Below are 7,960 nucleotides of genomic sequence, written 5' to 3' on the forward strand. Positions count from 1 at the left end.
AATAAATACTTTCTATTTTAAAAGTTATTTAATACAATTTAAGAAAATAACAGATTGTGAGGGAGCCAATGCATAAGAAAATTTTATCAATAATTGTAATAAGTATGCTTCTAGTAGGATGTAAGCATGGCGAAAAGTCTGTAAAAACAGTTAAAAATGATGATAAAAATCCTTCGAATGAACATGTAATTGATAAAGGAGAAATTGATACGGTTTATGCTCCTTTAAGTGGATTACCAATAAGTCAGGCTAGTGAACAAAGACCTGTGGCGGTTATGGTTAATAATTATTATTTAGCTAGACCTCAAAGTGGATTAAGTAATGCTGATGTTGTTTATGAAATTTTAGCAGAAGGAGATATTACAAGATTTCTAGCTATTTTTCAAAGCAATATACCCGAGAAAATTGGTCCTGTAAGAAGTGCGAGAGATTATTACATTAACTTGGCAAATGGTTATCATGCTTTATTTATATGTCACGGAAATAGTCCTAAAGCGAAACAAATGATGGATTCAGGAATGATTGATGCATTAAACGGACTGATCTACGACGGTACGTTATTTAAAAGAGACAAAACCAGAAAAGCACCTCACAATTCTTATATTTTAAAAGAGGGTATTGAAAAAGGAGTTGTACAAAGACATTACTCTTATTCAGAAAAAGTTACTCCATTAGATTTTACGCAGAAAGACTTAGTATTTGATAACTCTTGGAAAAATGCTGGTGAAGTATTTATAAAATACTCTCATGATGCAAGAAATAATGTGACTTACAAGTATTCGAATTCAACTAAACAATTTCAGCGAGTTCAAAATGGAATTGTAGCAAAGGATGCTTTGAACGGGAAAGAGCTTCAAATTAAAAATATTTTAGTCGTAGAAGCTACTCATAAAATTATTGATAGCTATGGTCGCCGTTCAATTGATATCGAACATGGAGGAAAAGGATATTATATTGTTGATGGAAAGTATATGAATATACAATGGAGGAATGTAGATGGTCGAATCATTCCGTTTACGCTAGATGGGACTGAAATAAAACTTTCACCAGGTCAAACTTGGATTAACTTTGTTCCATTTTTAAAAGATGTAACAATTAAATAAAGTACAATAAAGCAGATAATTTTATTTGATTATCTGTTTTTTTTTGCTAAAAGATGAAAAGTAACACCGCCTAATGAATGTTGAAAGATGGACTTAATAAGCTGTAAGGACTATGTTTGACCAAAAAAAATTACGATGTTACGATAAAAAATATTATTCATTTATATATGGTGGGAAGGGGGCTCAAGAGTGGCTAGTAAAATTGAAAATATAGGTTTAGTAAACGAGCGTTATAAAAATCTAAAAGCGGATTGTGAGAGTTGTTTTGGTCTATGCTGTGTCGCATTACCTTTTGCTGCCTCGGCTGATTTTGCTAATGATAAAATTGCAGGCAAACCGTGTCATAATTTACAATCGGACTTTCGTTGCGGAGTTCACAAGAATTTAAGAGAGTTAGGTTTCAAAGGCTGTACTGTTTTTGATTGCTTTGGAGCGGGACAAAAAGTATCACAAGTAACTTTTAATGGAAAAGACTGGCGACAAAATCCTGAATTGGCTAATGAAATGTATGAAGTATTTCCAATTATGAAGCAACTACATGAAATGCTTTGGTATTTAAATGAATGTTTGATGATTAGTGCTGCAAGTGAGATTCATGATGAAATTAAAACAGTTTTAGAAGAAACTGAAAAATTAACACTTATGGACCCTAAAAAAATACAAAACTTAGATATCATAGCCCACCGTGCAGAAGTTAACTCTTTACTTATACATGCTAGTGAGCAAGCAAGGACCTTGGCTTTAAAAAAATTTAAAAACAATAAGAAGCGTCAAAAAGCTACCGGTAGAGCTTTAGACTTTATTGGTGCTAAATTAAAGGATGCGAATTTTATCGGAGCTAACTTAAGAGGGGCTTATCTAATTGCTGCTGATTTAAAGGGAGCCGATTTAAGAGGTTCTGATCTAATCGGTGCAGACTTACGTGATGCTAATTTGAGTGGAGCGGACCTTACAGGAAGTATTTTTCTTACTCAAGCTCAAATTAACTCAGCCAAGGGAGATTATCACACTAGAATACCAGAAACACTTAAAAGACCATCTCATTGGTGAGAAAAAAAACAGAGGAAATATTAATAGAACTTCCGCATAACAGGCTCATAACAGGTTCATGAGTAAGTAAAACAGCAAAAAACAGAAAAGAACTTCCTCATGATGGTTTCATGAGGAAGCAAAACAGCCCAAACTCATTTACAACAGTCTAAAAATGAACCATTTAATGGTTCATTTTTTATTATCTACATACCAAGTAATTGCAATTAAGTAACCGATAAAAGGAGAGGTTCCATAACCCATAATCGGTACCGGGAAGTTTCCAAAAAAGCTTGAAAGAATACTAATCAAAAAATAAACCCCTAGACTAAGCGATAATGGTTTTGCATTGGTTGGCGGAAATAAGAAAAATGGCATTGGTAAAATAAAAAGGGAAATCAGCCCAATGACTAACCATCCGATTCCCATTTCCTTTACTAAACTTAAAATGTCCTCAACATAAGAAACTGGGGCAAGTTGATCTAAGTGAGACCAGCTAAAGATAATTAAAAGTATAAAAACAATTAAGAGGAGTATTTGAATGTTTTTATTCTTTTTTATATTTAGTAATAAAATTGAGATAGAGATCGTAAAAGCTGTTAGTTGAGATGCATCTGGATGAAAAAATAAAAATACTGTAAAGAATAATGCAAAACCAATAGTAACACAAAATCGTTTTGATTTTATTAAGCTTGATAGTTGAATGATTAATAACGGAACGAAAACTAAAGCGATATTAAATCTTAATGGACCAATTGCTATCCAGCGATGCACATCATGTAATCCTTTGTCCAAAAAGGTAAGTAAAAATAATATGAGTATGCATGTAATGACAATGATATTTGTCTTTTTCTTTGGGGATTTCAGGTCTCTAAACAGTACTAAAAAGGAGATTATTCCTCCTACAATAGCAATTAAAATATTTTGACCGTAAATGGACGGGGACACTTGGTTATTAATCATGGCAAGCACTCCGATTATCATTGTTGGCATAGTTATGACGAGTGGTAATAAGTTAATTTTTTGAAATTAAGCATCTTGTTCTAAATGGCCTTCCTTAACAATAGTTTTATATTTGTTTAATTATATTGCGTAGTTTCTCTAACCCCTCGGCTAAATCATTTTCGCTAACTAGTGAGTAACTAATCCGAAATGAAGAAATATCTGTATTGTTGTTAAAACAAGCTACACCAGGTAAGAATGAGATATGTTCATGATTAGCTTTTCTTAATAAATTAAAAATATCTAGATTAGATTTATGAAATGTAAGCCACAAATTGAAGCCGCCATCAGGTATCCGAAAATTTAATTGATCATTAAGAGATGAAAGTATTTCAACACTTGTATCACGCCGAATTTGTAGTGCAATTCGTAGTTTTTCAACGTGACTTCGCATTCGATCTGTTCGTAGAAATGGTAAAATCGCTTTTTGTGTTAGTAAAGGGCTACCAACATCCATTGAAGCTTTAACCGCAAGTAGCCATTCCAAAACCGGTCCATTTGCTAGCATGGAAGCAATTCTAACTCCGGGTGCTAAAGTTTTACTAAATCCTTTAATGTAGATGACGTGGTCTGATTGATCATAATATTTAATTGGGTAATATTGAAATGCTTTTTCGAAATAAATATCACTAAATGAATCGTCTTCAAGAATAAAAAAATGATACTGTTGTGCTAGTTCAATTAATTCTTTTCTACGACTATTACTCATTGAGATTCCAGTTGGGTTTTGAAAGGTAGGGTTAACATAAATTAATTTTGGTGTAAATTTAATGCACATATCTTCAATTAAGTCTGATCGAATTCCCTCTTCATCCATCTCGACAGGTATTATATGAATCCCCTTATTGATAAAAATATCAAGTGCACCACCATAGCACGGACTCTCGACTATAATTGAATCGCCAGGTTTTAATAGTGCTTGTGCTACTAAGTCAATTCCTTGCTGAACCCCACTTGTAATAATTAGATTTTCAGCTTTAAATCGTATTTTTTGAAATTCATATAAATGTTTAATAATTTCTGTTCGTAATTCAATATCTCCTTGAACCGGTCCGTAGGTTGTTAATATTGACGCATCATCTCTTAATAGTTTTTGCATTTCATCCGCTAAAAATTTATTAGGAAGCAGACGTGGATATACAACTGCTTTTGAAAAATCATATTTTAACTGTTCTCTATTTATTAAATATTGGGATCGTACAATATTGATTCCTAAAGTCTGTTGCCAGTTATTACTTGGATCAACTTGTGCTGTTTTTTTTACTTTCTTACTAATAAATACTCCTTTTCCTGGCATCATCGTGACATAGCCGTTTGTCTCTAACCATTTATAGGCTTTTCTAACAGTTAAAACGCTTATTGAAAGCTCCTCAGCCAGTATCCGTAAAGATGGTAATTTTTCGTTAGATAAAAGTAGACCACTTTGAATGCTACCTGCAATTTGAGTGCCTACTTGGAGATAAATCGGAACTGTTGATTTTTTATGGATTTGAATTTTCATAGATCACCACTAGTTTTTTTAGTTTTAAATTAATTAAAAAAAGATCAATCGTCAATGGAAAAAGAGCTAACTGTTATATGCTCTATTATACTGTTATACTCCGACTTTTATATAATACTTTTATCAAAGGGGTGATGAGATGATCATTATTAATTATATTTTTATTTGCATTATTTTCGGTACAACTTTTCTAGCAATTAAATTTGGAATTGAGTCAGGCGTTTCGCCATTATTTTCAGCCGGCATTCGATTTACATTAGCGGGGCTGATTGTCATTTTATATTTCCTTCTTAAAGGGGTAAATGTGAGGAAATTTATTTTTTCAAAACGAATTATGTATATTGGATTCTGCTTAACTTTTATGACATTTTCAACATTATATTGGGCTGAGCAGTATATAACATCAGGGTTAGCCGCAGTTTTGTCTGCAACTGGTCCAATGATGATTTTACTTTTCCAATTAAGGAGAAATAATAAGGGAATTGAGCGTAAACAACTAATAGCTTTATTAATGGCTTTTGCAGGTGTAATTTTTGTCTGTTTACCTGGGATAAGTCAGCATGTCTCTTACTTATGGGTTGCTGCTTGCATCGCAGTATTATTAGGAGAAGCTTTTTACGGATTTGGATCGATTTCCTCAAAAGAAATATTAACAGAATACAGTACTGTATCGCCATTTTTAATCAATGCTTTTCAAATGTTATATGGTGGGATATTTCTACTATTAGTTTCTTTTTTATTAGAAAAACCGAAAATTGAAAGTTTAAGTTCTTGGGACGCCGTATGGCCAATATTGTATCTTGTATTTATAGGTTCAATTGGGGGACACGGATTATACAGTTGGTTATTATCTAAAACAAACCCGGTCTTTCCCTCAACATGGCTTTATGTATCACCATTAATTGCAAGTGTCCTAGGTTATTTCGTAATGGACGAACCGATCAAACCAATTATGGCGGTCGGTGGCATACTAATCTTATCCGGTGTATTCATTGCAAATTGGTCAACGTTTTCTATGTATAGAAAGCAAGGAAGACTTTTAAAAAAAGAAGTGAATATTTCAAAGTAATATCATTAATCTAAAACTAAAAAAATAAAGAAAATCCACATGGTAAATGAATTTATCCTGTGGATTTTCTTACTTTAATTAATTATGATTTTTGAACAAATGCCCATATTTAGCCGTCTGGATCTCTTAAGCAAAACTCCTTGTAGCCCCATGGTTGAACAGTAGGTTCTGTAATGACTTTTTCTCCATTTGAGAAATCTAATGGCGTCAATTCTTTTTCCAACACACTTTCAAATAGTAGATCGACTTCATTTACGATTAATTGAAAGACTGCATCAGTATTGGATTGAGTATCTGTCGGATGGAGCATTAGCTCGCCATTCCCTACTTTAAACCAATGCATACCATCGTGACCCCTTAACTATTCAAATCCAACTTTTTCATACCAGTTCTTAGAAGAGTTTGTGTCTTTACAAAAAATAACAATATCCTCCATTCATTTAATCAGCTCCTTTCTATTTCTGTATTAACCTTACCTTTATTATCATTTAAAAAGTAGAAATGGATCATATCTCTAGTATTTCAGTTAAAGAATTTTTTATTGCCTAGGTTTCTTGCAATCATCTCGTAAATATCTATAACGTTAGAAAGTTATTAAGTAGATTCATATTATATTAACTAATTAATTGGGTTTCTATACGTCATTATGTGACTAATGAAAAGTCCTTTTTCGCTCGTTTGCCTATTTAAAATAGAATATGTTCACAAGATTAATACAAATTGACAAAATTTTTCAGAAATAATATGATATCAAGTTTCGTTATAATGAAATTGTAATTTAATAGCTATAAGAGGATGGGTCATTTATAACGCTTTAGGTAAGAGAAGAAGTACATAAGAAGAAAAATTGTAGGTGAGAAGTATGAACGAAGATCTATTTAAAGAAATCCAATGTATATGCCTAGAGAAAGGCTGGACAAAAACTGATTTGGTGGGGGAGTCAGGTATTCATATTAGTGAAATAAGTCGTATTTTCAATCATAAACGCTCGCTTACACTAAAATATTTGGATGCCATTTCAGAAGCTATTGGGTTGGAGGAAGGCGCACTTTATTCATATTTTTATGAGGAGTGTTTTAATGAGGAACAAATTTTGGACAAGCGTAAAAGTGTACAGTTTTTATTCAAATGCTTTACGAATGGTTACGAGGAACATTGTCAAAATCTGTTACATGTTATGACAAGTGAAAAATCAGTTACGATTCAAATCGATTATTTGAATTATATTTTTTTCGTTGCAGAGGAGCTTTTTAAAGTTGGTAAAGAAGAAAAAGCTCTGTTTTTGTACGAGATTATAATTGAATGTGATTCGAAGGACGTTTTAGAACTGTTGGCAATAAGTTATTATAGGCGTTTTTATATTTTAAGAATGACAGAGAATGGTCATCACGCATTGACATTTGTGTTGGAGTATCTGTACTGCATGCCGAAAAAAGTTAGAATGGAAGCATATTTATGGATCTCAGCTTTCTACTATAGGCGCGAGCAATGGGAAGAGGTGCTTTACTACGCCGAGAGATTAAGGAAATTGGTTAAAAACGGAGAGTATTATGGTAGAGCTCTTATGTATAAAAGCTTTGCACTTGCACGCCTTGGGGGCTCATTAGAAGAAATAATAGAACTTATCGAACAATATGCAGGGGTAAATGATTATTTTGCTGATTTAGCTATAGGAAATCGACTTGCTTCTTATTTGGATTACGGACAGCTTGAGTATGTAGATCAATATCTTAGTTGGCTAGAAGATCGAGAAGATATATATGTTGGATTACCAAAGGTGCTTGAAGCTTTTATTCAATTAAAACGATTAGAAGATGCTAAAAGAATCCTAGATTTATATCAACATACAATTGAAGAATTGATAATAGATGCCGAACCATGGTTAAAACAGAAGGTGCATTTGGATTTTCGTTATGCATATGCTTTTTATCAGTGTGAAAGCCTCCAGCTGCCAAATGGTTTAGATGAATTACTAGACGTGGCTTATACAGCAAATCAAATAGGCAATTTAGAAAGATTTAATAAATGCCTTCTCATTTATTGGAGATATAAGGACCATGCGACTTCTGACCAAATAAATAAGTATATAAAACTATTAAGTATTAATGGTATTAAGGAGAGCTCTATGCGCAACTTTACATAGTTCTATTCTATTTGTTAGAAGAAGAAAATAAAAATATAATTAAATTTCAAAAAAACACTACTTGACATAATTTTCAGAAAATAAAATCGTATCAAGTTTCATTATAATGAACT

Annotated in this window: 7 protein-coding genes; 4 read left to right on the forward strand and 3 right to left on the reverse strand. The window is 32.5% G+C overall.

Annotated elements, in window-relative coordinates; genetic code table 11:
• The first annotated feature begins 68 nt into the window (after positions 1-68).
• Together CN514_RS15255 and CN514_RS15260 are read left to right on the forward strand one after the other, a co-directional pair.
• Positions 69-1,103, forward strand: coding sequence for a DUF3048 domain-containing protein (locus CN514_RS15255; RefSeq protein ID WP_098233320.1), 1,035 nt, complete (start codon positions 69-71; stop codon positions 1,101-1,103).
• 189 nt (positions 1,104-1,292) lie between these two features.
• Positions 1,293-2,153 (forward strand): pentapeptide repeat-containing protein, encoded by an 861-nt coding sequence (locus CN514_RS15260; RefSeq protein WP_286141705.1) that lies wholly within the window; start codon positions 1,293-1,295, stop codon positions 2,151-2,153.
• A gap of 171 nt (positions 2,154-2,324) precedes the next feature.
• Here the strand turns inward: CN514_RS15260 and CN514_RS15265 are convergent, their stop codons facing one another.
• Both CN514_RS15265 and pdxR read right to left on the reverse strand, forming a co-directional pair.
• Positions 2,325-3,152 (reverse strand): FtsW/RodA/SpoVE family cell cycle protein, encoded by an 828-nt coding sequence (locus tag CN514_RS15265; RefSeq protein WP_353652072.1) that lies wholly within the window; start codon positions 3,150-3,152, stop codon positions 2,325-2,327.
• Between the two features lie 49 nt (positions 3,153-3,201).
• Positions 3,202-4,635 carry a MocR-like pyridoxine biosynthesis transcription factor PdxR gene (pdxR, locus tag CN514_RS15270; RefSeq protein ID WP_098233322.1) on the reverse strand — a complete coding sequence of 478 codons (1,434 nt, stop codon included), beginning with the start codon at positions 4,633-4,635 and terminating at the stop codon, positions 3,202-3,204.
• 139 nt (positions 4,636-4,774) lie between these two features.
• Between pdxR and CN514_RS15275 the strand changes: the two genes are divergently transcribed.
• The gene (locus CN514_RS15275) at positions 4,775-5,704 is read left to right on the forward strand and encodes a DMT family transporter (RefSeq protein WP_098233323.1); all 930 of its coding nucleotides are present in this window, start codon (positions 4,775-4,777) and stop codon (positions 5,702-5,704) included.
• Positions 5,705-5,813: 109 nt separating this feature from the next.
• Here the strand turns inward: CN514_RS15275 and CN514_RS15280 are convergent, their stop codons facing one another.
• The gene (locus CN514_RS15280; protein WP_098233324.1) at positions 5,814-6,047 is read right to left on the reverse strand and encodes a VOC family protein; all 234 of its coding nucleotides are present in this window, start codon (positions 6,045-6,047) and stop codon (positions 5,814-5,816) included.
• Positions 6,048-6,566: 519 nt separating this feature from the next.
• Here CN514_RS15280 and CN514_RS15285 point away from each other — a divergent pair.
• Positions 6,567-7,847, forward strand: coding sequence for a helix-turn-helix domain-containing protein (locus CN514_RS15285; RefSeq protein ID WP_098233325.1), 1,281 nt, complete (start codon positions 6,567-6,569; stop codon positions 7,845-7,847).
• Positions 7,848-7,960: the final 113 nt, after the last annotated feature.

This window comes from Bacillus sp. AFS001701 (genome assembly GCF_002559405.1).
GTDB lineage: Bacteria > Bacillota > Bacilli > Bacillales > Bacillaceae_G > Gottfriedia.

Excerpts from the sequence above, each read along its gene's own strand:
- CN514_RS15275 (WP_098233323.1), top strand. The coding sequence starts at position 4,775 with ATGATCATTATTAATTATATTTTTATTTGCATTATTTTCGGTACAACT.
- pdxR (WP_098233322.1), bottom strand. The coding sequence starts at position 4,635 with ATGAAAATTCAAATCCATAAAAAATCAACAGTTCCGATTTATCTCCAA.
- CN514_RS15255 (WP_098233320.1), top strand. The coding sequence starts at position 69 with ATGCATAAGAAAATTTTATCAATAATTGTAATAAGTATGCTTCTAGTA.
- CN514_RS15285 (WP_098233325.1), top strand. The coding sequence starts at position 6,567 with ATGAACGAAGATCTATTTAAAGAAATCCAATGTATATGCCTAGAGAAA.
- CN514_RS15280 (WP_098233324.1), bottom strand. The coding sequence starts at position 6,047 with ATGCATTGGTTTAAAGTAGGGAATGGCGAGCTAATGCTCCATCCGACA.